The following is a 26957-nucleotide window of genomic DNA, read 5'->3' on the forward strand; positions in this document are numbered from 1 at the left end:
ACTTCAAGCCATTAACTTAAAAATCAACTAAACGATTATTAACTATTTTGAGCTAAAGATGATCGATATTGAATTGTTTTATGTAATTTAAATATCAATAAATACAAGATGAAATAAAAAACCACACCAACAGAGAAAACGCCAGCCCAATTGAAATGCTGCCAGCTAAATAACAGAATAAATCCCCCAACACTTCCTCCCATATAATAGTGGACTAGATAAAGTGCAGTAGCTGTCGCTTTTCCTTTTGTTGCATGACGACCTACCCAAGAGTAGGCGAGCGCATGGACAAAAAACGTCCCTAAGCTCATTAATAATAAACCAATAAAAATGATAGCAAGGTGCTCATAAGCGGTAATCGCGAAACCTAAAAGAGAAAAACTTATTCCGACATTCATGCCTGATATTGGCGTGAAATAGCGGCACCATTTACCACTTAAAGTTGAACTAACGGTTCCAGCTAAATAGCAAAGAAATATCATAGAAAGCAAACCAATGGGTAAATTAAACGGTTCTAAAGAGAGACGAAACCCCATCACAGAATAAGTATTGATAAAAATGGCAAAGTTAACACCACCGATAAGCATCGCAACCCAAATAATAGGAGTAGAAAAGTGAGTCATTGCTTCACGATTATGGTGGCTAAGTCGGCTACGTTTTTGCGTGAAATTAAGCTGATTGGGTAAGTAATAAGCGACAAGTAACGCGCCAAATAACGTCAAAAAAGAGAGAATATAAAACGTCGTTTGCCAGTCATAGAATTCTGTTAACCAACCACCGAATAATCGCCCAATAATCCCCCCTAATGAATTCGCGGCTATATATATTCCAATTGCCGTATGGAATGCCTCTTTGGATAACTCTTCTGCCATGTATGCGACAGCAACAGAAATAAAAGCAGCAATGCCTATCCCTAATAAGATTCGAATGAAAATCATAAAAAAAGAGATTGAGTTTGAGTCAATAATAGGGTTAAAAATGGCAGCGAAATTAACCCTATCAACATGACTTTTTTACGTCCCATTGATTCAGAGGTGACAGCCCAAGGAACTAAACTGATGGCAATAGCAAATGTGGAGGCAACAAAAAGCCAATTAACTTGAGTTTCAGATACTTGAAGAATATTGCTTAATAAAGGAAGCATCGGTTGCATGCTATAAAGATTACAAAAAACCAGAAAAGACCCGAAGGCAAGAGATATTACAATTTGGTAGTACGCTTTACTATTTTCGGCAATCATCCTTTGCTCCTGTTATTGACGTTATCCATTCTGTGCCAATTGACCTAACCAGTGTCTCATTTACTGATTTGTCCATCATAGAGACTTTTTAAATAATCGCGATAATTTTGAGGTTAAAATTAAACGTTACTTTTAAATTGGTAGATATCTTCTATTTGCCTGCCTCCTGCTAGTGATTTGAATGACATTAACATAGTTATTTCATTTTGATAATAGCCTCATTTTGATAGTATTTAGTGTATTTGTCATCAAATAAAGTGTGAAGCACCAAATATGAACAACCAGTTAAGTGTACATTGTTACTCATGAAACTTTAATATCGTATACAGATTAAATAGTAATAAGAATGATTTTAGTAATATGGAATAACAATTGCATTTTATTTCCTACTTTTAATAAGAAGGATAAAAAAAATGGAGAATAATTTAATTGTTATTACGATTGTTGTTGGATATTTACTCTTTTTAGTGAGTGTTGGGATTTACTCTTCAAAGAAAATTGGTGATTCAGAAGACTTCTTAGTTGCAGGACGACGTCTAGGTCCTTTTTTAATTGCTGGTACATTAGCGGCCACTGAAATTGGTGGTGGCTCCTCACTCGGAGTGGTTGAAAAAGCTTACGGTGATTGGGGGATTTCATCGTTGTGGTATGTTGCAACAATGGGAATAACATTTACTATCATTGCTATCGTCGCCCCGATGTTGAGAGGGGCAATGGTTAAAACGATTCCTGAGTTTTTTAGACGACGTTACGACAAACCATCTGCGCTATTTACGTCGATTATTATGATCATGCCACTTATTGGTTTAACTGCGGTTCAGTTTATCGCATCAGGTGTTATTCTTTCAGTGATTATGGGCTGGGATTATACAACCTCTGTTATTATAATCTCTAGTGTTGTTATTATTTATTCAATGTTAGGTGGATTGTGGTCTGTATCACTGACAGATTTTGCCCAAATGTTGATGATAGTCTTCGGTATGTTAGCGGTAGTGCCATTCTCACTTAATACAGTAGGTGGTTTAGATGTAGTCATTGCAAACACTCCAACAGAAAAGCTATCGATGACTAAGGGAATAGGTTGGCCAACTATTTTTAGTTTAGTGTTTATTTATACGGCATCATTTATTTGTGGACAAGAAGTGACACAACGACTTTATGCGGCTAAATCTGGAAAAACAGCTCTTATTGGTAGCTTATTAACCGCCGTTGTTTTCTTTGCATTTGCAATGATTCCGGCATTATTGGGCATTATTACTCGAGTAATGGTAGATACAGGGATTATTGATGGGACGGCTATTATTGAGAATGGTGCAAGGTATGCTTTACCAACCTTAGCATCTCAAGTCATGCCACCGGTCTTAGTTGGTATTTTATTTGCAGGTATATCGTCTGCGACTATGTCATCTGCTTCTTCAGATCTACTAGGAGCCGGTTCTATTTTTGCTAATGATCTATATAAGATATATATCAACCCTGAAGCAGATCAAACCAAATTATTACTCGTCGCAAGGATTACAATTGTTGTTATTGGTCTCTTTGCTATTGGTGTTGCAGTACTAAATACCAGTGCGATTATTTCTATATTGATGTTCTCATTTAGTTTAAGGGCTGGAGGAACATTAATACCTTATTTGTTTGGCCATTTTTATCCCAAAGGTAGTCGTCAAGGAACTTGGGCTTCTTTATTACTAGGGACGTTAGGAATCTTAGCCGTTCAGTATGAGTGGATTAATTTTTTCGGGTTAGATGGGATATTCTTAGGCTTGTTACTTAGTGTGGTTGGTTATTTCTCATTTAGTTACCTATTTCCGAATAGAAGTAACTCCGTCATATTAACTGATGAAGTGATACCTGAATCAGAAGGGAAGAAAGAGCTTATTGAAGTATTAAAATAATTAAAGTGATAAAAAGCCAATATTAATAAGGTTGGCTTTTTATCCTATTATAGAAAGGTCAACAGGTTAATTATTTTGAGAAATATACAGAATATCTTTATTTGAATCATTTAGTATCTGTTTAGCGACACTGTGGTGAATATGGAAGTGATGCTCAGATTGTCCCAAAATAATTAATGAGGCTTCAATCGAATTGGAAAACTCGATAATAGATTGAGCTATATCACCATGTAAAACATGTATGTGTTCAATATCAAAATCGATATGGTCAAGAATCATCTGTTTTATCGCTTTATCACTCTCTTCTTTACTGACACTGCCTTCTAACTCGATATTGACTAAACTTTGAAGCTGAGGCCATGAGTCGTAAGCTACTGCACATAAGTAACCACTTTTTTCTGGGATAGAGTAAACAAGGTGTAGTTCAGCTGAGAAATTTTTAGCTAAAGCGACAGCTTGTTCGATAATATTCACGCTATTGAACTCAAAGACATTTATCGCAGCAACGATTTTATTATTATATTTTGAAGTTGACATAAAGTGCTCTCTTAAAGGCAGTAGATTATTTGTTTTACTGTTAGCTAATCTACCATCAAACAATCGCCTTAACCGATGATCAAATTTTTAAAATAAGTTTACATTTGTTGCTTAAAGAGTTGGCATCGGGTGAGATCGTAAGGTGACAAACAAATAAGCCATTGAATTTAATCATTCATATAATTGTTATCAACATCACTATTTTGCATTTTTGTCAAATATCATCGCATACTGTGTGTTGTATTTTCGCTGATTGTTAAAAGTAGATGTAACAATGAAAGCAATAAAACAGTTTACTTATGGGGGAATTATCGCTGCTTCGATGTTAAGCGCTTCGGTAATGGCAAATGAAATGCCAACTAGCTTTACAGTAGGAACAGCTAGCCAAGGTGGGACTTACTTTACCTATGGTTCTGGTTGGGCAAATATGAACAAAGATTTTGTTTATGACGTCGTGAAAACAGTTATGGGGGACCATGACGATATGATGAGAATTCATAAAGCAGCAAAATCTACTATTCCTGAGAACTATGTACATAACACTGCGATCAAGTGGCACCTCGGTGCGGTACAGTGGTTTGAAGAGAATGTTGATTCTGACATTATTATTGATAATCAACGTTTGTTGTCCAACTGGTCAAAAAAATTAGTTTTTATTGGTGCTATTTTTTATGCACTATTTCATATTGTTGTTTTAAACCTTTATCCAATTGAGAGTTGGACTTATCGTATTTTGCATGTCATGGGAGCTTTAATTTTAGGTTATGCAATTTATAATGCCAAAAGTTTTAACTCAAAAACTGAGACAAATACTCAAAGCCATCATCAGTTAACTACGACCAATAAAGTTGCTAAATTTTTGGCTATTGTTGCAGTGGCATGTACCGCATTGTCTCTATTTAATGTCTTAAATATTTACTTATCATTACAAGATAAAATATACCCCAAACCTGATTATGAACTTTATTATTATGGTATTCCGCTTGTTGTTGGGACAATATTAGGGGTTATTAGTAGCTGGTTAGATAACGCTAAACGTAACAGTATTAATATGGCTGACATAGCATTAATTTTTGCTGTGGTTGCTAGTTCCAGCTATTTATTGGTTAATTTAGATACAACAGCATTACGAATGCGCGCTGGAACTAATTTTGTGACAATCGGTAATGTTTATGCAGCCTTAACAGGGATGCTACTGTTATTAGAGTTAACTCGTCGTTTAACAGGGAATGCACTCGTTGTTATTATTCTTGGTTTTATCGCTTATGGATTCTGTGGTCCTTATTTACCGAGCTTTTTAAGTCATAATGGTTTTCAGTTTAATCGATTCATTACTTACCTTTACACCGATAAAGGTATTTTAGGAACGACAACGGCGGTCTCTTCGACCTATATTATTTTGTTTATTATTTTTGCCGCTTTCTTACAGGTATCAAAAGTTGGGGAGTATTTTGTTAATTTCTCATTTGCACTTGCAGGTAAAGCACGTGGTGGCCCAGCAAAAGTCGCTGTTTTTTCATCGGGTTTAATGGGGATGATTAATGGAACGAGTGCCGGGAATGTGGTTGCAACAGGCTCGTTAACTATTCCATTGATGAAAAAAGTGGGCTATCGTCCAAAGATGGCAGCAAGTATCGAAGCTGCGGCATCAACTGGCGGACAAATTATGCCACCGATTATGGGTGCCGGCGCTTTCATTATGGCTGAGATCACTGGGATCCCTTATACAGAGATTGTGATTGCCGCATTAATTCCTGCGATTTTTTACTTCTTCTCTATCTACTTTATGGTTGATATGGAAGCGGCAAGAGAGAATATGCATGGTATACCCAAAGATCAGTTACCGACTTTTGCTAAGGTATTTAGTCAAATTTATCTATTTATACCTATTTTGATTTTAATATTATCGTTATTCTTTGGTTATTCAGTGATTCGCTCAGGAACATTAGCAATCGTTGCAGCAATTGTTGTAAGTTGGCTGACGCCTCATAAAGTTGGCTTAAATAAGATTATCCATGCGCTTAACTCTGCATCGGTGATGGCAGTTCAGATTATTATCGTTTGTGCAGCCGCAGGGATGATTGTGGGAAGTATTGCTTTAACTGGTGTTGGGGCACGCTTCTCTTCAATGTTACTGACAATTGCTGAGAATTCTCAAATTTTAGCTTTGTTTTTTGCGATGGTTATTTCCATTATTTTGGGAATGGGAATGCCAACGACCGCGGCTTATGCCATTGCTGCATCTGTGGTTGCGCCAGGTTTGATTGATATCGGTATTACTCCGCTAACAGCACACTTCTTTGTGTTCTATTTTGCGGTTGTATCAGCCATTACTCCACCTGTAGCACTAGCAAGCTATGCTGCTGCAGGTATTGCTGGATCTAACCCAATGGCAACCTCGATTCACTCCTTTAAAGTTGGTTTAACGGCATTTATTGTTCCGTTTATGGCTTATTTTAATCCAGCTGTATTGATGCAAGGAGATATGGTTTCAATTGGTTATAGTTTTGCCTTAGGTCTGGTTGGTATCTATATTCTCATCGGTAGCTTACAAGGCTGGTTATTCGGTCGAATTAATAAAGCGACACGTATTGGATTTTTCTTTATTGCACTGGCATTAGTTTTAGGGATTGATTACTTAGAGCTAGTTGCTCTGGCAGTGAGTGTTGTCTTTATGGTGATGCAGCGCAAGAAAAATAATCTAGTTACTATTTAATTGATTCCGGTAATATAAGTAAATAGGCCACTAAGGTAAAACAGCCAATGACTTAATGATGCAAGTCATTGGCTGTTTTTTTAATGGGACTCTCTAATAATCGAGAACTTTGCAGGATCAGAAATGAGGGAGACTATAAAATCAATGCCGCCGCCCATGCAAAGATAACCATACCAAAGTTCGCATGGGTAAAGGTTGGAATAACTGAATCTCTAATATGGTCATGTTGTCCATCCGCATTTAAACCAGATGTAACACCAAGAGAGATCGTTGAAGCAGGTGAACCAGCGTCACCTAGCGCAGCTGAGGCACCTAAAAGTGCTATAGTTGCTGCGGGTGAGAAGCCTAAAGAGAGAGCTAAAGGGACATAGATAGGTGCTAGAATAGGAACACTAGCAAATGAATCTCCAAATCCAATGGTGATAAATAGGCCGACTAAAAGCATTAACAAAGCCGCAATTGCTTTGTTGTGACCAATTAATTCCGCTGTACTTTCGACTAAAGATGGAATTGAGCCTGTTGCAGTTAATACACCAGCAAATCCAGCTGCAATCGTAATGATGACTGCGATTTGTACCATCATTCGCATCCCTTCAGTGAAAACATCATCTTGCTGTTTCCAATTAAAAACGCCTGAGAGTGTCAGTAAGATAAAACCGACCATCGAGCCGAGTAATAAAGAATCAAATTTAACCTGAAAAATTAATGCAACAGCAATGGCTGCCAATACAAAGAAAAGCTCTTTAAAATTCAACTTTGCTTCATGATTATTTACCACTAACTGTTCGGTCTTTTGCGTGTCGTATTGACGAGGCTTTCGGTAACTAAAAAAGACAGCAACAAACATCCCAGCAACAATTCCCATTACAGGTAAAAACATGGCTTGAGGAACTTGATCTGTCGTGATTGAAACATTGAACTCCGCAGCCGTCGCATTGACATTAGGAAGAAGAATTTCAAATAGATAAATTGCACCGAAGCCTGTAGGTAATAACAGATAACTGACACTAATCGAGCAGGCAATAATACAAGCAACAGCACGACGATCTATGTGTAATTTGTTAAATATAACCAATAACGGTGGGATCATCACCGGAATAAATGCGATATGCACGGGAATAATGTTTTGAGACATCACAGATGCAATAATAAAAAGAGTAAATAGTAACCACTTTATTGATTTTATGGATTGATTATTATTGACGGTATTTGTGCATTTCTTCGCTAAAAGATCTAACAAACCACTGCGTGCTAAAGCGACGGCAAATGCCCCAATCATAATATATGTCATTCCAACTTGAGCACCAGAAGCTAAGTTCTCATTAACGGCTCCAATTGCTTGATGTGCCGTCATTCCGCTATGAATTGCACCAACCATGGCAGCGGCAATAAGGGCAACGGCAACAGGCATGCGAATCAAACACATAGCAATCATTAATGCGATTGATAGTATAACTGAATTGACTGGCAATACACTTGGCTGAACAATAGCTAGCAAGCTGATAAATGCAGTACATATAATGGCTATTTTTAAGGTGAGTGATGTCTCAGTATTTGGAGTTGAGGTAGAGAGGTTAGCTTGTGCCATTAATTTTCCTTTTATCGGCTTTATTTATCATGATTTTTTTGATTGTAACCTTTGAAGTACGCTGTGTCACGATTCTGTTACATGTTGTATCTTATTTAAAATGATGATTATTTATTAGATAAATATTTACTATGAATGGTCAATGTGATCACAAATAAAGAAATCGATATGATAAAAATAAAGCAAGTGAGCCTATATTCAGAATCATTAGATAAACAGATGATTGCCGCATAGAAAGTTTTTGGTATCAAGAAGAGAGTGAATATAAAATGTAAGCGTTTAAACTCTATGATGACAAAAATAATATTGTAAAGAATAAAGCTCAATAACATATTCCAATCATTCATGGCTACATCAAATAAAATATGTAACACAGGCATAGATAAAAAACCATTAAAGAACAGGATATAGCGACAAGATAGGATTGAAATTTAAAGCTAAACATGAATACCCCCGAAAAAATGCTGGTTATCAAAGTTATTTAGCTATTAATAAGCGATAGCAGAAGCTTTAACGATTTGAGTTAATATTTCCTTGTTAATGTCATTATTAATCAATATACATTGAGCCAATCGATCGGTTAGCGTGCAATTATCAGGCAATCTCGAAGGAGAGATAAATGGGTCTTGATCCAGTAGAACTAAAAAAGAGATTATTGAGATCTCTATCAAGCTTTTTAATTAAAATTAAAATCTGATAAATATTTCTATTGTCTTGAAAAAGTGAGTATGAAAGAATTTTCATGTTACTTAACCATAGTAATACAAGAAGAATTAATTGAGTGGCAGGAAGTGGTTGATTTTGCCAATCTTGTTGGAACGTTGTTTTTACTCAATGATGAGCAATGGATACGATTCCAACATTACAAGAAGTAAAGGCAAAATGATGAGTCAAACACTACTTTCAGATGCAGATCAGGTCATTAAAAATTTTAAACCGAATCAAAAATTAGATGACCCATTTCGTCAATGTTTTCATATAACACCACCACAAGGCTTACTTAATGATCCTAATGGCTTTGTCTTCCATCAAGGACGCTATCATCTATTCTATCAGTGGAATCCTTTTTCCTGTGATCACAGCAATAAATTTTGGGCGCATTTAAGTAGTGATAATTTAGTCAATTGGCAACAACATAATACGGCTTTAGCACCCGATGCATCTTATGATAAACAAGGTTGTTATTCTGGAAGCGGATTTATTGTTGATGGTAAATTGATGCTATTTTATACCGGAAATGTAAAAGACCAAGATAATCAACGATTCTCAACTCAATGTTTAGCCGAGTATACCCCTGAAAATGACAGCTTTATTAAATTAGGTCCTGCTATTTCAGAACAGCCTGAAGGCTATACATCTCATTTTCGTGACCCTAAAATTTGGCAATATCAAGGCGTTTGGTATGCCGTTGTCGGCGGTCAGAGAAGCTCTTTACAAGGTTGCGTGTTACTTTATTGCTCACTTGAATTGAAAGATTGGGATTTTTTAGGCGAGCTTGCAGGAAGTCAACGTCATGGACTCGATGATTTTGGCTTTATGTGGGAATGCCCAGATTTTTTTGAGTTAGATGACCAAGATATTCTCCTCTGTTCACCACAAGGATTAGAGCCTCAAGGTGATAAGTATCATAATCGCTATCAGGCGGGTTATTTTATTGGAAAGTTTGATTATCAAACAAAAAATTATCAGCATGGCGACTTTAAAGAACTCGACCGTGGATTTGAGTTTTATGCTCCACAAACAACCATTGATAATAAAGGCAGACGATTAATGACCGCATGGATGGGCATGCCTGAAGAAGAAGATCAACCAACGGTTAATTACGGTTGGCTCCACGGTTTAACATTAACCAGAGAACTGAAATATAAAAATAGTAAGCTTTATCAATACCCTGTTGAAGAATTAAAACAACTTCGTAGTGACGTTGTCACTTATAATGATGTGCCAGTAGCAAAGGGAGATAGCTTTAACGATATTTCTGGAAATTGTTGTGAAATTATTCTTAATCTAACGGACATTAATGGGTTGTGCGGAATTCGTCTTTGTCAGTATGATGATTACTATATTGATATTTCATATTGCCCTGAGACTCAACGTTTAACATTTGATCGCAATAATACTGAAAATCAAACAGGAATAAGAGCTTGCCAGTTAAACAGTGGAGCGAATTTATCACTACAGATATTTATTGATCGGTCATCAATTGAATGTTTTGTTAATCATGGTGAAGAAGTGTTCACCAGTCGTATTTTTCCTACCCAACTTGCTGAGGGTATTCAGATTTATAGTCAAGGTTCATGTATTATAAATAAATTATTGAAGTATTATCTTAACTAGATTTCAATTAAGCCAAAATTAAGACGACCTCGTCAGGTGAAAATATGATAGTGATTGACCGTTATTTTTCTAAACTAGTCGTGTTTACCGATTATAAGTTGTTGATACGAGAAAGTTCTTGTAAGCGATAAAGTAGCAACGATCAATCTCTGCTTAGATTGAGTCTATTCGCTTTTGGAGTAGTCCGAGTTTCACTTTTTGCTTGGATATACAACATAATACCTTCGACTTTGACTATCTCGATTACTGTACCTGATTGGATTGCCTGCTCTGAGTAGGCGAGCCATGAGGTATCATTGACTTGAATTCTATTTTTTCCTTGATGACTATTGTATTTTAATATCAATGATTGAGGGATTAACTGTTGTTTTTTAGGTTTAGAGTTTCGTTTTCTTCTGCATCACGATCCTGTTTTTATCGAAGAAAAAAGTACGAAAAGAATTAATATCGTGAAAATAGCAATCACAGTAACAGGCATGTACTCAGTGGGCATCGTATAACTCCAATTATATTTTTAATAAAAACCTGGAGTCAGTGTAAAAATCAAAATCCCAAGGAAGAAGTTTAAGATTAAGAAATGGGTATAATTTGACATTAAGTTGGTGATTATAAGTTATAATCCTAAATATAAGACTACCTTGTCATCGCTTAATGACAAACTAAGATAATACCTCTCTTTTTATTGGAATTTAAAATGAAAAAAATTGCACTATTACTGCTCCCACTCTTTTTATTGGGTTGTGGAGAAAGCTTTGTTGAAAAAAATCCTGACCTCTCAATAGAGTATTTTCAGTCAGTTATGACGGTTAAGCAACAGGTTAACAAGATAGACGAGAAGTATAACAAAGCTGAGAATAGTGAGCATGCGTATCAGGAATATCAAAAAGAGATGACTGATTATCAAACGCAAGTGGCAAAAATTGATAAAGAAAATAGCGCAGAACAACAGAGGGTAGATGCGATTAATGAGCCACTTGAACATGGGTATAAAGAGCAGGTGACCAATGCGGTAACTGCGTATTATAATGTAAAAGCACAGCATGCAAGTAATGGTTTTGAGCGCATCACTGTGCGAACTAAAGAGAAATTTGCGATGTCAGACTTTGACTATCATCAAGATTTTGCATTAGGTGGTAAGACGATAAGTAAACCAGATTATGAGCAAGGGCGATTTAATACTTACCCTGCAAAACCCGTCGAAGTAAAAAACGTTAGTGAAGAGCAGTTAGCAACCCTTAAAATCAAGAAGGAGCAAGAAGAAGATAAGCTTGCTCGTTTAATGAAAAAAACACAAGAATCTGGACTAGAAGTTGATTGGAATAAAGTATTTAGCCAGTATCAAGATAAAGAAGAATTGATGGCCAGTGATCTATTAACGGCTCAAGATGCTGCCACTAAACAACAGATCCTATTGATTCTAAAAGAGAGTGAATAGTTACTTTAGATAAGATAGTTATTTTAGATAAAATAGTTGCTTAAACATTAAGTTATAGAACTAAATTCATGACAGTGACTTTGCTATTATTAAGTCACCATTACTTTAGTGACCGTGGTAACTGATATTTATACCCAAAGTAATTGGAGTTGCTAGTCGGCGACAACTGAATGAAGCCCCATGAGTATAGGTTTTCTATATGATTGGGGCGAATGAATATCGCCAACAACCTAGCAACTTCAAGTAAGAAGGGGATATTACTCTGCGTGATCCGTTATTGGACATTCACATTTAACCACTTTTTGAATCATCTCAAAATCGATAGTTAATTTGCTCTTTTGAATAATCATCGCAATACCAGCTGCTTTTAAAGTACCAATAATCATCATCACGCGAGCGCATAATTCATTATCATCTTCAATGCATTCTGCAATCTGCTCGGTCAGTTTTTTTATGAAGCACTGTTTACACGTACGTTCAGGGTATTGAATTAAATATTGTTGATAAAAATAATCACAAGTATCAAAAAAATCCTTCGAAGTCATATCCGAAATATCAATAGATAAGGGAGAAGGGATTTCTTCATTGAATTGATTAGCGTTATTAAAGATGATTTGAAAACTACTCAAGGGCGGTACCTATAGATTTTTTAGTAAAGGCCAAAATCAATGTCGATTAATTTGACCGGTAAAGTCATTGCCGCGATTATAGCATTAAACCATACATTGAAGTTGAATCTCTTTCTGGTCAATTTAACTGTTTTTGTTTAAATAGAGCCAATTTCGATAATATAACGATTAAAAGTTAGATGATTAATGTTTTAGTAAAAGAGCGGTTGATATCCCCGATGCAATAATGATGGTAATAAACTCCCCTTTACCACTCTTAAATAAATTAAGTGCAAAGCCATCCTTTAAGGTGAAAATGGGGATGGGCTGTTTGTTTTGAATATCCCCTAAAAGGTGTAAACAACCACCAACAGCAAAGCCGAATAACATATAATCGTATATTCTCTCATATTGAAATTGCCAAGGAAGTAGGGGGGTATCGGCAAGTTGACAATAAGAGAAATAGAGTAACATTAGCCATAGTGAAGCGACATGTGTAATGGTTCGATGTTTTATCACTCGGCGAATAATCACCTTTTTACCTTTTTTTTGTTTAATCGGTATTTCTAACCAATCTGGAGCCGTTGAACCCAACAAACAAAATATAGTGCTGAGCATAGCCATAGGAATAGAATGGTCAAATTGATAAGTCATGTAACCCAAACCGGGAGCCATTGCCATTGCTGATAAAATATGACCTTTACCTGTCATTATAATGCCCTAATTAAAATGTAACGAGCTGAATAATATACACTTAATAGTTTTTGTGCAACTGGATTGGTATTTAAGTTTAGGCTTATTTTTAAAGTGATTTAAGTTACATGTTAGTGATATCTTTACCGTATATACCCTTCATGCTTTAAGTTGCTAAGTTGTTGGCTGTACTCGTTTGCCGAGTAGCGACTCCAATTATTTTAGGTATATAAAATTAAAACATAGAGTGATCCTATATATAGAATATCAAGTTCCATAAACGATACTAGCGGTTTATTGGCGGGGTATTTATAATTATCCTAATATTTTACTATTCAAAATCTAGTTATTAGTTATTAGTTATTAGTTATTAGTTATTAGTTATTAGTTATTAGTTCGTTGTTTATTAAATGTTAATATTTTAATGTTGAGAGATATTTTTCACCATAATTTGCAAATTTAACAGTTAGCTGTCATTGGTTTTTGACTGTTTAAATACAATAAAGTCGATTATTAAAAAGTAGGAAAACCCAGATGTCGAATAAATTTGTTTTAGCTGCAATTGCTGTTGCTTCCCTTGTGACTGCTACCGCTTCTCAAGCCGCTGTTGTTGTTAATAACCATCATAATAATGCAGTCGTTGTAAGACCTGCACGTACCGTTGTGGTTAAGCCTGCTCCAGTTGTTGTTAGACCCGCTCCGGTTGTTGTTGCACCTAGACCTGTCGTTGTTGCACCTAGACCTGTCGTTATTGTACCGACGGCTGCTTGGGGGCGTCGTGTTGTTTGGATTGATGGTCGTCGTATCGTTTTACGTGTATCACCAGTCGGCGTGCCTTATATCCACCGTGGCGGCTCTTGGGTTGTTTATCGCTAAACGAAACTATCTTATTGTAATACAATAAATTCCTTTCTGTTTGATGCAGAAAGTAGATAAGCTCTATTTGTTCAGTCTCTGATTGTAGCAATAGAGCTTTTTTATTGCTTGTTATCTTTGTTTTAATTAGATGTTTCTTATAACTTTGCTATATTTAGTAAATAATTGACAATTAATTAACAGGTTAACAATAACTGATGGAAAGACCTTTTAAGCGTTATCGACATTTAATCACCGCAACCTTTATTCTGATCTTATCAGGTTGTGCCATTTATGCTGGAGTTAACTATGACTCTTTGTACGGTAAAGCTAAACCCCAACCCCGAATTGTTGAGTTAAATAATAGCGCTGCAGAACATTATTTAACGGAAGTTAAACCGATTATTGATAAACGATGTGTAGTTTGTCATGCCTGTTATGATGCTCCATGTCAATTGAAGTTATCTTCTCCGGAAGGTATTGATCGTGGCTCTGATAAGAATAAGATTTACCATGGTACTCGTTTAACCGAAGCTGAATTAACTCGACTTTTTATTGATGCACAATCAACAGAAGAATGGCGTAATAAAGGTTTTTCTCCTGTATTGAATGAACGTTTACAAGTTGAAGAGGCGAACACACAAGCTGCAGTATTAGCCAGAATGTTAACGTTGAAGCAAAATAATCCATTACCTGAAGAGAAAATCTTAAAACAAGATGAATGGGACTTTTCATTAGACCGTAATCAACAATGTCCAACGATGGATGAAATGGCAAAGTATGAGCAAGAAAAGCTATTGTGGGGCATGCCATATGGATTGCCGCAAGTCGATGACCATGAAAATGAAGTGCTAATGAACTGGGTTGCGGCAGGCGGTATTATGGCTGATTCCGTCGTTGTCACGAATCTTGAAAAAATTGAGATAGAAAAATGGGAGAGTTTCTTAAATGGTGATTCTTTAAAACAACAAGTTACAAGTCGATATATCTTTGAACATCTGTATGTTTCTAATATTTACTTCAGCGATTTAATCCCAGAAGGAAATAAAAAACAACCTAATTTCTTTAAATTAGTTCGTTCAACAACACCACCTGGTCAGGCTGTGGACATTATTGCTACACGTCGACCTTATAATGATCCGGGGGTTGAGCGTGTCTATTATCGATTAATTCCAGTATTAAGCACGATTGTCGATAAAACGCACATGCCTTATCGTTTCAGTAATGAAAAACTATCTCGTATTAATGAGCTATTCTTCGAGACAAAATATGAAGTGACTAAGTTACCGAGCTATGAGAGTAAAGTTGCCGCTAATCCACTTACTGCATTCACTGAATTGCCTATTGAAGCCCGTTATCGTTTTATGCTGGATGAAGCACAAAATACTATTATGGCATATATTAAAGGGCCAGTTTGTCGTGGGCAGTTAGCGTTAAATGTCATTAATGATCGCTTTTGGGTTTTCTTTATTGACCCCGCTAATTCTAATATGTCTACCGTTAATAAGTTTTTCACGTCTCAAGAAAAGAATCTCCGTTTACCCGCTGAAAAGCAGTCTATAGTCCTTCCTATCACGACTTGGACTGGATATGCAAAAGAAGTCGCTGAATATATTGAAGCTAAAAATACATTTCTTGATCAGCAGTTTAAAGAGGGGAACTACTTAACGCCTTATTTAATTTGGGATGGAGATGGTAATAATAGTAATGCTGCATTAACTGTTTTTCGTCATTTTGATAGTGCTACTGTGACTAAAGGTTTAGTGGGTGATTCACCAAAAACGGCTTGGATTATTGATTATTCATTAATTGAGCGTATTCATTATTTATTGGTCGCTGGGTTTGATGTTTATGGTAACTATGGCCATCAATTAGTGACCCGTATGTATATGGATTTTTTACGTATGGAAGGTGAATCTAACTTTTTAGTTCTGTTACCGCCAGAAGAGCGAACAAAAGAGTTAACGGATTGGTATCAAGATGCAGATTTGACCTTAACAAAATTTATTGGTCGTAATATTGCTCCGATTAAGCAGCCACCTAATATTGAATATTCAACGGATAATCCAAAAGAGGAATTATTCCATTTACTTAAAGCGCGAGTCGCTCCTGTACATATGAATCGTTATGATCTAAATGAAACAGAATTAAGTGAAAACGCAATTGAAGAGTTAAATAAACTTAATCAACTTAAGGGTAAATCAGCTTCGATATTTCCTGAAATCACCTCAATTATGGTGATGCCGACGGATAAAAATGTTGAACCTCAGCTTTTTACACTGCTAAGAAATAGTGCTCATAAAAATATTTCTAGCCTCTTTGATGAAAAGAAAAATAGATTGTACAACAGAGATACAGTGACGTTAGTTCGCGGTGTTTTAGGCAGTTATCCGGAAGCCTTTTGGTTGATAGATGAATCTGATTTGCCAAAATTAACACAAAAAGTATTATCCGTGACAAATGAAACACAATACTCAGAGTTATTGGATGAGTTCGGCATTCGTAGAACTAATCCCGATTTCTGGTCGTTTAGTGATCAATATAATGAGCAGTATAAAAAGAACCACCCAATTAGTTCTGGCCTATTAGATTATAATCGTTTACAGAATAGATAAGTAAACGCACGGCTAAAAAAGCTAGCATTTTGATTATAAAAGATTAAATGTTGGCTTTTCTTATTCATAAATTAAGTGGTTAAACAGTTGCTGCCGAATCTTATTTGAGGTAACTGAAATATCCCCCAGACTGAATAAGGTGGTCTACACTAAAGTGTGTGATATGTAATTGGGAGTAAAATATTGATCTGGATGATATGTAGCAATTCAGTTAAGTTATTTCTGTTATGGAAGGCATACCGCAGACGGAAAGCTGCATTAGAAACGCAATAAACTAAAAGCCCACTTAGATCTTTATTAAACGTCTAGAAGTGTAAGGTCTAAGTGGGTATTTTTATTTTATGTCGTTGAGATTCCAATCATATTCATATTCGATATTTTTAGGGAAAGGTTTTATCGTTGGTTTATATTGTTTTAAGTGTTTAAAAAGTTGCTGTTGAGAGCCAAAGTCAACACTAAACCATTCATAAATTGATGATAATTGAATTTCATCTTCTTTTTCTAAAACACCTTTTTTACTATTAATAAATTCAGCCGCAGCCTTGTCTAATAAAGCTTCACTATTATTAGCCGTAAATACTTTATTTTGTAAATTTGGGCAACCTAAGCTGGCACAATTCACGGCGTAATGCGTTCTTGGATCTTGCCATATAGGCCTCAGAATTCGATGTTCAATATCATTTAATGTTAACTTTTTTCCTTCTACGGTTAGTTGCTCCTCATCCCAAGGTCCAAAGCTAAAGAAGCCACCAATTTTTGTTATAGATTTAACTGGATAATTATCAAGAATAACTTTAACTGTCGTGGCATTGTATAAATTGACCCAATAAGCATATTGTTCTTGTCTATTGAGTTGACGAGGATCTTGTTCTTGTAAGCTTTTTAAATAGTTATTTAATTTTTTGTTATCTGTTTTGGTTACGGCATGATAATCAAATAATGTATATTCACCTTGTTGGTGTAAATAAGTATCGAGCAGATCTTGGTAAGATTGATGTGAAATTATCGTGGCATTGGTTGGATCTGAGTGGTCCCAAAAAGCCCATAATTCTGACTTTTGAGCGGCAAAGCTCTGAAATGAAAGTAAGGTGAGTAACACGGCGAAAAAATATTTCATAAACATCCTTTATTAAAATTGACTCCTTTATTGATAATAAACCATATTGATAACAATTGTTTGATAAATATACCCTTCTTACTTGACGCTGCTAGGTTGTTGACGGCATTCATTCGCCTAATCATATAGAACATCGATACTCATGGGATCTCATTCACTTGTCGCCTACTAACAACTCCAATTACTTTGGGTATAAACGAAGAATGAATAACAGTAAAACATTCTTCGTTTCTAATATTTTTTGTTGTAAAAACAATGACTATTTATCACCTTCTACTTTAAGCTGCTAGTTGTTGGCTGTATTCGTTCGCCCCAACTATATAGAACATCGATACTCATGGGGCTCACTCACTTGCCGCCTACTAACAACGCCAATTATTTTAGGTATAGAAGTAGAAGGCGACTGATTATTGTGCTGGGAAGATTAATTAAATAAAGATAATTAAGCGTTACTGGTTTCTAATGCTTTTTTCTCTTCTTTTGTCTCTGTTTTCGATTCATATTTAGTGAATACATACAATGCGACTACAATCAGAGAAACAATAATGGTTTTACCAAAGTGTAGTTCTTCACCTAGTGTAGCAACAGCGACAACATAACCAACTAATGGCATTAAATTTAGTGCCATTGTGGCTTTCTCTACACCAATTTGTTTGAATGAATAGAGTTGAACTAAGTAACTACCCCCTGAGATACCTGTACCTAAGAAGATAAGTAAACCAATTAATAAAGGACTTGATAAGATAATATTGATTTGGGAAAGATCCAAATCCATGGCAAATACAACGATGATACCCAATGCCGCTACAGAGATGTACTGGAATAACATTGAAACAACAGAACCATACTTATCTGCAAGACTGGCACGTAAATGAGCTGTCCAAGCAAGAGCAAGCATAGAGCAAGTTACATAAACATAACCAAGGATTGGAGTACCACCTTCAATTTGAGTTGTTGGTCCAACACTCATTGCGTAGATACACACCGCAGAAGCAATAAATGCACCCCATTGAACTTTATTCATTTTGAAATTCATGAACATCATGCCAAAGAAGACAGTTGCAAAAGGCTGCATCCCTTGAATGACGCCATTCTCTGTTGCACCAATATGGGACAATGATAAAAAATTGAATAGAGAAAAGACACCTTGTCCAACAATGCCACAGAAAGCTATTTTCAAATAATCTTGCTTTTCAATTTTTAGTTTACCCCCTAAATCCTTACTTAGACTTTCACTTTTCGATGTAAAGAAGAAAATAATGGAAAGACCAATAACCGCAGTGACATATCTAAAAAAGACTAAAGTCATTGGGTCGACAGCCATTGATAAAGGCTTGGATACAACACCGGTTACACCCCAAATAACGGCAACGGCAATCGCTGCAACCCAACCCAAAAATACATTCTTATTACTTGTGTTCATACATATCCTTATATTTTTATTATGATTTTTAGCTGTTTATTCATTTTCTATAATAAACAGCTATGATTTTTGGAAATTTATTGATTAAAGAATGATTAGTTCAGGCTCGGCACGCTCAGATAGCCATTCAGCACCATTTTCTGTAATAACAATATTTTCTTCATGAACCATCGATTTGCCCGGAGCATAAACCATTCCAGGCTCTAATGTTAATACCATTCCGGGTTCCAGTAGTGTGTTATCAGTTGCTGTGTTTGATGGACGTTCTGTTAACTCCATACCTAAACCATGACCAAGACGACCGACATCATTACCTAAAGCGCCATTTGCTTCTAACACACCCCACATAGCGTTATAAATATCAGTTGTTGTTGCGCCGGGTTTTGCTGCTTCAAAGCCTTTGGTTGTTGCTTCATACGTTGCTCGATAAGCAGCTTTAGTCTGCTCACTGGCATGACCAAAAGCCCAATTACGATCAAAATCTGAGAAGTAACCATCACGAACAGCACCAGTATCGATAATTAAGACATCACCGTCTTCAATAATACGGTCTGTTGGACCCATAATAATACTGTCATAACCATCAGGACCTGAACCTGCGATGATATATGGGCACTCATCAGCACCTGCTAATAACATATCAACGCGGAATTGTTTACAAATTTCACGCTCAGTCATACCAGCTTTTGCATATTCAGGGATTTTATTAAAACCGATATTAGTGATACGACAGATTTCACGCGTTTTTTCGATTTCTGCTTGAGATTTGATTTGACGAAGACCATGCATTTCTAAAGAAACATCAACAAACTCTTTTTTAACCATGGTTGTTAAGGCGAGATAATTATTAATTGGCATACGTAAGTGTGACTCTATACCGAGAGTTGCACCGACACGACCATGACGACAAGGTAATGAGTTTAATGCACTGGCGACTAAACTAATGCCATCATCTTCAGGGCGTGGTGATGGCCATGTGATAATATTATCTACCCATGTTGATGCCATACCGCTTGCACCAATCTCAGGAATGATGGCAATAGGTTTACCTTCAGCAGGGATGATCACAAACCAAGGACGAGTAGGGCTATGCCAAAATTGAGTATGGAAGCCGGTAAAATAACGAACGTTAGGCTCAGTAGTAAATATCATCGCATCGAGATTTTTATCGTGCATGACTTTTTGAGCTCGAGCTGTTCTATTTTCAAATTCAGAAATCTCAAAGCCACGTTGTAGGTAATCATTTATCATGTTAATCATCCTTGTCGTTATGATTTAAGTTATATAAAAAGTGGTTATTAATAATTATTATCTGATGGAAATTATACTAATTCATTTCTTAGTTAAATAATGTGACCTTCATCTCACGGTTAACTTTAGTTTACTTTTGGTGTGGGTGATTACTCTTAAAGTGAGGCTGTAATCTCTAATCTGCTGTTTTTTAGATTTATTCTTCTATTTTCTGCGGGGTGTAAGTGGTCTGATAAGTTAACTATTTTTAATTTTAGTATTAATTTCTACATTAGCCATTTTTGGTTAACTTTAGTTGACTATCTGTACTGTTCATGTTTGTCACCAAGTTAAATAATTTTAATGGTGAAATAAAAAACCGCAGAGATGCATGAACACCTCTGCGGTTAACTATTTTTTATTTATTAGTTTAGTTGTTGCTCTACGAGTGTTTGCCAATAGTTCACACCGGGCATTAAAATATTATCATTAAAGTCATATTTAGGGTTATGCAGAGCCGTGCCACCACACTCTCCTTGGCCATTTCCAACTAAGATATAGCAACCTTTAACTTCCCTTAACATAAAAGAGAAATCTTCACTAATAGTAAACGGTTGGCACGCGCCATTAACATTCTCTTTGCCAGCGACTTTTTCAGCGGCTTTCACTGCGTTTGCTGTCTCTTCTGGTGTGTTAATCGTGGATAGGAAGGTGTTTGTAAATTGATACTTATAATCAACACCAGCAGACATACATTGACCCGCGACAACACGTTCAATGGCTTTTTCAATTTTATGAAGTGCTTGATCGGTGAAGCTTCGAGTATCACCTTTTATCTTAACCTGTGATGGAATGACATTGACAGTACCATTTGTTGCAAACTCCGTGACAGAGATAACGGCTGTTTCATCTATGGCACTTAAATTTCTTGATACTATCGTTTGCATTGCAGTGACAATTTGAGCACCGACAACAATTGGATCTGTACCCATATGAGGCATAGCTGCGTGACCACCTGTAGCAATGACATCTATTTCAAAACTACTTTCACTTGCCATCAGAGAGTGGGGACGAGTGGCAAATTGACCGGCTGGGATACCAGGTAAATTATGCATTGCATAAATTTCATCAATCTGCCATTTAGTAAATAAACCATCTTCGATCATGGCTTTAGCACCAAGCCCATGCTCTTCACATGGTTGGAAAATAAAGTAAACAGTACCATCGAAGTTTAGAGTTTGTGAAAGTTGATAAGCTGCACCAAGTAACATCGCTGTGTGACCATCATGTCCGCAAGCATGCATAACACCTTTGTTAACTGAGGCGTGGCTAAAACAATTTTGCTCTTCGATATGTAACGCATCCATATCAGCTCTTAATCCAATAGAGCGACGACTATCACCACATTTCAATATGCCAAGCACACCTGTTTTTCCGATATTACGATGAACCTCTATTCCGAAGCTTTCAAGTTTATCTGCAACTAGCTCAGAAGTTAAAACCTCTTCAAATCCAAATTCTGGGTTTTTGTGAATATGGTGACGCCAATTAATAACTTCTTGTGTAATGTCCATGTTAGTTTCTCTATTCTCTATTTAATAAACGCAAGCAAATAAAGAGGAACGATCTTTATTCGCTTTATATCCTTCATACTTGAAGTTGCTCGGTTGTTGGCTGCATTCGTTCGCCCCAATCATATAATTCACCTATACTCATGGGGCCTCACTCACTTGCCGCCTAATAGCAACGCCAATTATTTTAGGTATAATCTCATTATATCTCTGTAGCAAGTTTTGGTTTTGACGCTTTTTCAGCAGGTTTACCAAACTTCATAAATAGCACCATCGACCCAATAACAACAACAATAGCAAGTAACCGCATTGGTGTTACCGCTTCACCTAAGGCAAATATAGCAAGAACAAATGATGATAAAGGCATTAAGTTAAGTGCCATACCAGTACCATCTACACCAACACGTTCCATCGCAAAGATATAAATTAAGTAACTTGTACCAGAAATACCCACACCAAGGATCACGATACATAAAATGCGTAATGGAGAACTAAATACATTTAGTGCTGATGAGAAGTCTGCACCAGAGAAGAGTAGGTAGATACCAAACCCTAATGAAGCAAAAATAAACTGATGGAACATGGTTGCAACAGAACCATATTTCTCTGCTAATTTAGCACGAGCATAAGCAGTACATGAGAAACTAGCGGCACTTCCTAAACAAATTAAGTGACCAATATTAAATCCATTTGTTTCTGAGTTTGGGTCCATAACAAGAATAGCAACACCGATAAATGCACCAACGGCAGCACCAATTTGTAATAGAGTAAATCGTGCATTATGACGAAAGAAGCCAACAGTTAAAATTAGAATTGGAATTAATCCCTGTATTACGCCATTTTCAGATGCGGTAATATAATCAAGTGATAAAAATGATAAGAAGCTAAAAGCACCTTGTCCAATAATACCACAAGCAGCCGTCCAGAATACGTCAGAACGATTTTGCCAATTGATCTTAAAGTCAGTCTTCTTTTTCATTTTTCCAGTCGATAAGCCAATATTAAAGACTAGGCCTAATGTAATAAATGCGACTGTATAGCGTAACCAAACAAGTACTTTTGCATCCATGACTTCAAGAATGGGCGTACCAACAATCCATGGTATACCCCAAAGTAAACCAATAAATATAGCCGCAGCCCAACCTTTTTTTGTGTTATCCATGGTAATTCCTTTTATTATTTTATTGATACCTTTATTACTAGAAGTTGCTAGGTTGTTGGCGTTATTTGCTTCTTCAATCAGATAGTATATCTATACTCATGAGGCTTCGCGCAGTTGCCGTCTACTAGTCACTCCCATTACTTTAGGTATGATTGAATGATTTGTTCTCTTTATTTTATTTTTGATGTGTCTGTTAGTAAGGTTCCATATCCCGGACAATGGGCTTTTTTACCAGCTAAATGCATTGCATGCCAAAACATAGCAGAATTACTGCAAACAACAGGGAGGTTAAATTTTTGTTCAATTTCTTCTATATGATCAAGCACTCTTAAGTTGGTACAAGACATAAAGACGAGATCGGCTCCAGAGTTAGGCAGAATTTCACCAAGAGCGGTCAACATTGATGTTTTAGATACTGTTGTAATGTCAGTATCTTTCTCTATTCCTAATGAACCTAATACAACCACGTCAAAACCTGCATGAGTCAATTGTTGATATAACGGGAAATTAACATCGGTAGGGTAAGGAGAGAAAATCGCTATTTTCTTAGCATTTAGGTGTTTAAATGCTGACTGTGCGGCTGTCCATGGGTTTGTCGCTGGAATATTCCCACGATTTTTTGTTAACAAGCTGGCGACTTTTCCTTCACCAATCACTATCGAAGCCGATGTACAACCGAACGCCATCACGTCCATAGGAAGGCCTGTTGCAATAAGATCTGAAGCGTCACTAATCCCCGTCGCTATTCTATCTAAGGCTTCTGGGGTCATCTCACTACTATAATAAACACGAGAACTGAACATGCCGGCTTGAGTACCAAGTAGTTTAGCCCAATCCATTTCTAAAGAGTGATCAGTACTAAGTTGAACTAAACCAATATGTACGCGATTTATTCGCTCTTCTTGTTTATGTGCTAATGGGTACTCAAATTTTTTAAAGTCTTCAATATTATTAATCATTGAAGGAGCTAGGCAATCAGTCGTCATCATAACATCCTTGTTTTATACTTTTTAATAAAAGGTCTGTCGTCAACCTATTTGAATTATTTATGTTTAATTATTATTAAATTTTGTTGTCAGTATAATAACTATAAGTATAGTTAAATAATGTGACCTGAGTCTCATGGTTACATATTGTTTACTATTGGTTGGTTTGGATGCCATTGAGTTAACTGCTATCTTGTTGGTCGTTTTTGCTTTTAACTTATTGTTTTTCATGTGATCCAATGGTTATTCTTATGTTGTTTATATTTTAACACCCTTCTTATAGTTAACATTTTTTATTTTTACTTCTATTTTTAATTGTTTTTTTATATTCATCAGTTACAATGGGTACACCAAAAGTTCACTATATTGCACTGAAATGAAAGAGACGAAATTTAGCGTATTTAATGGAACATTTACAGAGCAGGATAAATTGTCATTAGCTACTCATTTTAGAGTGGCTGAAACCATGGCTGAATTAATTGGTCCTCATTGTGAGATCGTTATTCATTCATTTGAGAGTTTAGAACGTTCAGTGGTTAAGATTGTTAATGGGCACCATACCGGTCGTAAGGTAGGATCACCGATTACAGATGTTGGCTTAAAAATGTTAAGTCAAATTGAGTCTACAGGTGAAATGTCTTTAAATAGCTACTTTACTCATACAAAAGATGGTCGCTTATTAAAGTCAACGACCTGTATGTTGACTGATGTTGCAGGTAAGCCAATTGGCCTGTTTTGTGTCAATATTAATTTATCTCACCCATTTCCAGAAATAATGAAAACATTAATGCCTGATAGCTCTACTACCACTGTCACCATTAATGAGAACTTTAGTTCATCAACGACAGAGATTATAAAACACGCTTTAGAACAAGCCGTTGAAGAAGTTGATAACGATCCAACGGTCACAATTAAGGGTAGAAAGAAGACAATTACTCAGATCCTATTTCAAAATGGTATTTTTGAATTGAAAGAGTCAACGGCGATGGTTTCTGCTCATTTAGGGATCACACGCCATGCTATTTATAAATATATTCGTGAATTTAAATCTGAATTAATAACATAAGGAATTGAAATGAAAAAGCTAATACATACAGAGCAAGCACCTGCGGCAATTGGTCCATATTCTCAAGGGTTGATTTTTAAAGATATGGTATTCACTTCTGGCCAATTACCATTAGATCCCAAAACGATGGCATTTGTTGAAGGTGGCATTAAAGAGCAAGCATATCAATCGTTAGCAAACTTAAAAGCCGTATTGGAAGAGAGTGGAGCGGGTTTAGATTCAGTTTTAAAAACGACGTGTTTCTTATCCGATATGGAAAACTTTGTTGCATTTAATGAGGTTTATACTGAAATCTTTGGTGAAGATGTAGCACCAGCACGATCTTGTGTCGAGGCTGCACGTTTACCTAAAGACGCACTTGTTGAAATTGAAGCGATTGCTTATATCAAGTAAATAAAGAGATTGAACCATCTATACCTAAAGTAATTGGACTTGCTAGTAGGCGGCAAGTGAGTGAGGCCCCATGAGTATAGGTGTACTCTATGATTGGGGCGAACGAATACAGCCAACAACCTAGCAACTTCAAGTAAGAAGGGTATATAACCATTTTTAAAGGGACGTATTATGCTTAATGCAGAGTTGAATAGTTTTTATACTGGCGAAATTTCACCTATTTTTAATAATAAATTAGCAAAAAAAGCACGATCTTTTCATCAGCAAATTGAGGCTTATCAAGCAACACCATTAGTCTCGTTGCCAAATTTAGCAAAACAGTTAGGTGTAAAAGAGATTTTAATAAAAGATGAATCTCATCGTTTTGGTTTAAATGCATTCAAGGTTCTTGGTGGTTCATACGCTTTAGGTCGTTTATTAGCGAACTTTTTAGATGTTGATATCTCTGAAATTGATTTAAAAACAGTTGCCGCTAAATTAGACAAACCGTTAGTTTTCACCACTGCAACTGCAGGTAATCACGGTACAGGTGTTGCTTGGGCTGCGAGAGAAATGGGACAAAAAGCGGTTGTTTATATGCCAAAAGGCTCTTCACAAGTGAGTGTTGAGCGAATTCGTGGCTTAGGTGCTGAATGTATTGTTACAGATGTTAATTATGATGATACGGTTCGTTTAGCAAGTAAAACAGCGGATGAGAATAACTGGACCTTAGTACAAGATACTGCTTGGGAAGGTTATGAAGAGATCCCTACTTGGATTTCTCAAGGTTATATGACGATGGCAGATGAAGCTATTGAGCAAATCTCAGAAGGCGATTTTAACTCTCCGAGCCATATTATGCTGCAAGCTGGTGTTGGTGCAATGGCGGGCGGTATTTTAGGATATTTTTCTGATACATTAGGCCCATCTACCTTTAAAGCGGTTATTTCTGAGCCTGAAGCTGCAAACTGTATTTTGCGTTCTGGTAGCAGTGAGCAGGGGATAATGACTAGTGTTGAGGGGGATCTGAATTCGATAATGGCTGGTTTAGCTTGTGGTGAACCTAACCCTATAACTTGGCCAATACTTCGTGATTGTTCTTCATTATTTGCGTCTGTAACTGATCAGGTTTCAGCAACGGGAATGCGTATTTTAGGTAATCCTTTAAAAGGTGACCCAGCGATTATTAGTGGTGAGTCCGGTGCGATTAATATGGGATTACTCTATCTTTTAGCGACAACAGAGAAAGGAAAAGAGATTGCTAAGTCGATTGGTTTAAATAGTGACTCTACGATATTAATTTTTAATACTGAAGGCGATACTAATGCGGATCGTTATCGTAAAGTGGTTTGGGAAGGACTATTACCTTTAGAAAGTTAATTGATAAAATTAGCTAACTGAAAAATAATTATAATTGATTGTTAATTCGTTTAAAAAAAGCCATTAAGAAGCCTATGTTATTACTAGTTTCTTAGTGGCTTTTCTGTATACGGCAAATCTTATATCCC

19 protein-coding genes and 2 pseudogenes are annotated in these 26957 nt (G+C 36.3%); 9 read left to right on the forward strand and 12 right to left on the reverse strand.

The window, feature by feature from the left end; genetic code table 11:
* Positions 1-38: 38 nt before the first annotated feature.
* Positions 39-1240: pseudogene (locus L0B53_RS12995) on the reverse strand (MFS transporter).
* A gap of 413 nt (positions 1241-1653) precedes the next feature.
* On the opposite strand from L0B53_RS12995, the gene L0B53_RS13000 reads away from it, so the two are divergent.
* Positions 1654-3138: a sodium:solute symporter gene (locus L0B53_RS13000; protein WP_235060036.1), complete on the forward strand. Its 1485-nt coding sequence runs from the start codon at positions 1654-1656 to the stop codon at positions 3136-3138.
* 66 nt (positions 3139-3204) lie between these two features.
* Here the strand turns inward: L0B53_RS13000 and L0B53_RS13005 are convergent, their stop codons facing one another.
* Complete coding sequence (locus L0B53_RS13005; RefSeq protein ID WP_235060037.1) at positions 3205-3675, reverse strand: universal stress protein; 471 nt, start codon at positions 3673-3675, stop codon at positions 3205-3207.
* A 274-nt stretch (positions 3676-3949) separates the two neighbouring features.
* Here L0B53_RS13005 and L0B53_RS13010 point away from each other — a divergent pair, with 274 nt between their 5' ends.
* A complete protein-coding gene (locus tag L0B53_RS13010) occupies positions 3950-6391 on the forward strand; it encodes a TRAP transporter permease (protein WP_235060038.1) in 2442 nt (813 codons plus the stop codon).
* Positions 6392-6524: 133 nt separating this feature from the next.
* On the opposite strand, the gene L0B53_RS13015 is transcribed toward L0B53_RS13010, so the two are convergent.
* On the reverse strand, positions 6525-7979 hold the full coding sequence (locus tag L0B53_RS13015; RefSeq protein ID WP_235060039.1) for a Na+/H+ antiporter family protein: 1455 nt from the start codon (positions 7977-7979) through the stop codon (positions 6525-6527).
* 882 nt (positions 7980-8861) lie between these two features.
* On the opposite strand from L0B53_RS13015, the gene L0B53_RS13020 reads away from it, so the two are divergent.
* Complete coding sequence (locus L0B53_RS13020) at positions 8862-10316, forward strand: sucrose-6-phosphate hydrolase (RefSeq protein ID WP_235060040.1); 1455 nt, start codon at positions 8862-8864, stop codon at positions 10314-10316.
* A 142-nt stretch (positions 10317-10458) separates the two neighbouring features.
* On the opposite strand, the pseudogene L0B53_RS19595 reads toward L0B53_RS13020, so the two are convergent.
* A pseudogene (locus L0B53_RS19595) lies at positions 10459-10686 on the reverse strand (NfeD family protein); the annotation flags it as partial.
* Between the two features lie 324 nt (positions 10687-11010).
* On the opposite strand from L0B53_RS19595, the gene L0B53_RS13025 reads away from it, so the two are divergent.
* Positions 11011-11751: a hypothetical protein gene (locus tag L0B53_RS13025; protein WP_235060041.1), complete on the forward strand. Its 741-nt coding sequence runs from the start codon at positions 11011-11013 to the stop codon at positions 11749-11751.
* Between the two features lie 257 nt (positions 11752-12008).
* Here L0B53_RS13025 and L0B53_RS13030 read toward each other — a convergent pair whose 3' ends face one another.
* Both L0B53_RS13030 and L0B53_RS13035 read right to left on the reverse strand, forming a co-directional pair.
* Positions 12009-12380 (reverse strand): hypothetical protein, encoded by a 372-nt coding sequence (locus tag L0B53_RS13030; RefSeq protein ID WP_235060042.1) that lies wholly within the window; start codon positions 12378-12380, stop codon positions 12009-12011.
* Between the two features lie 183 nt (positions 12381-12563).
* Complete coding sequence (locus L0B53_RS13035) at positions 12564-13070, reverse strand: metal-dependent hydrolase (protein ID WP_235060043.1); 507 nt, start codon at positions 13068-13070, stop codon at positions 12564-12566.
* 516 nt (positions 13071-13586) lie between these two features.
* Here L0B53_RS13035 and L0B53_RS13040 point away from each other — a divergent pair.
* A complete protein-coding gene (locus L0B53_RS13040) occupies positions 13587-13928 on the forward strand; it encodes a hypothetical protein (RefSeq protein WP_235060044.1) in 342 nt (113 codons plus the stop codon).
* Positions 13929-14125: 197 nt separating this feature from the next.
* Positions 14126-16522, forward strand: coding sequence for a fatty acid cis/trans isomerase (locus L0B53_RS13045; RefSeq protein WP_235060045.1), 2397 nt, complete (start codon positions 14126-14128; stop codon positions 16520-16522).
* Between the two features lie 334 nt (positions 16523-16856).
* On the opposite strand, the gene L0B53_RS13050 is transcribed toward L0B53_RS13045, so the two are convergent.
* From L0B53_RS13050 to L0B53_RS13075, 6 genes are all read right to left on the reverse strand, one after another.
* Entirely contained in the window at positions 16857-17639 is a 783-nt protein-coding gene (locus L0B53_RS13050; RefSeq protein WP_235060046.1) for a DUF547 domain-containing protein, read from the reverse strand.
* Positions 17640-18081: 442 nt separating this feature from the next.
* Positions 18082-19062 (reverse strand): DMT family transporter, encoded by a 981-nt coding sequence (locus L0B53_RS13055; protein ID WP_235060047.1) that lies wholly within the window; start codon positions 19060-19062, stop codon positions 18082-18084.
* Positions 19063-19146: 84 nt separating this feature from the next.
* On the reverse strand, positions 19147-20310 hold the full coding sequence (locus L0B53_RS13060; RefSeq protein ID WP_235062252.1) for a Xaa-Pro peptidase family protein: 1164 nt from the start codon (positions 20308-20310) through the stop codon (positions 19147-19149).
* Between the two features lie 407 nt (positions 20311-20717).
* Positions 20718-21866, reverse strand: coding sequence for a M20 aminoacylase family protein (locus tag L0B53_RS13065; protein WP_235060048.1), 1149 nt, complete (start codon positions 21864-21866; stop codon positions 20718-20720).
* Positions 21867-22065: 199 nt separating this feature from the next.
* On the reverse strand, positions 22066-23025 hold the full coding sequence (locus tag L0B53_RS13070) for a DMT family transporter (protein WP_235060049.1): 960 nt from the start codon (positions 23023-23025) through the stop codon (positions 22066-22068).
* A 170-nt stretch (positions 23026-23195) separates the two neighbouring features.
* Positions 23196-24014 (reverse strand): Asp/Glu racemase, encoded by an 819-nt coding sequence (locus L0B53_RS13075; RefSeq protein WP_235060050.1) that lies wholly within the window; start codon positions 24012-24014, stop codon positions 23196-23198.
* Between the two features lie 373 nt (positions 24015-24387).
* On the opposite strand from L0B53_RS13075, the gene L0B53_RS13080 reads away from it, so the two are divergent.
* The 3 genes from L0B53_RS13080 (at position 24388) to dpaL (ending at position 26829) form a co-directional block, all read left to right on the forward strand.
* Positions 24388-25077 carry a transcriptional regulator gene (locus L0B53_RS13080; RefSeq protein WP_235060051.1) on the forward strand — a complete coding sequence of 230 codons (690 nt, stop codon included), beginning with the start codon at positions 24388-24390 and terminating at the stop codon, positions 25075-25077.
* Positions 25078-25086: 9 nt separating this feature from the next.
* A complete protein-coding gene (locus L0B53_RS13085; RefSeq protein ID WP_235060052.1) occupies positions 25087-25470 on the forward strand; it encodes a RidA family protein in 384 nt (127 codons plus the stop codon).
* A gap of 171 nt (positions 25471-25641) precedes the next feature.
* On the forward strand, positions 25642-26829 hold the full coding sequence (dpaL, locus tag L0B53_RS13090) for a diaminopropionate ammonia-lyase (protein WP_235060053.1): 1188 nt from the start codon (positions 25642-25644) through the stop codon (positions 26827-26829).
* Positions 26830-26957 lie beyond the last annotated feature (128 nt).

The sequence above is a fragment of the Vibrio sp. SS-MA-C1-2 genome (genome assembly GCF_021513135.1).
Taxonomy (GTDB): Bacteria; Pseudomonadota; Gammaproteobacteria; order Enterobacterales; family Vibrionaceae.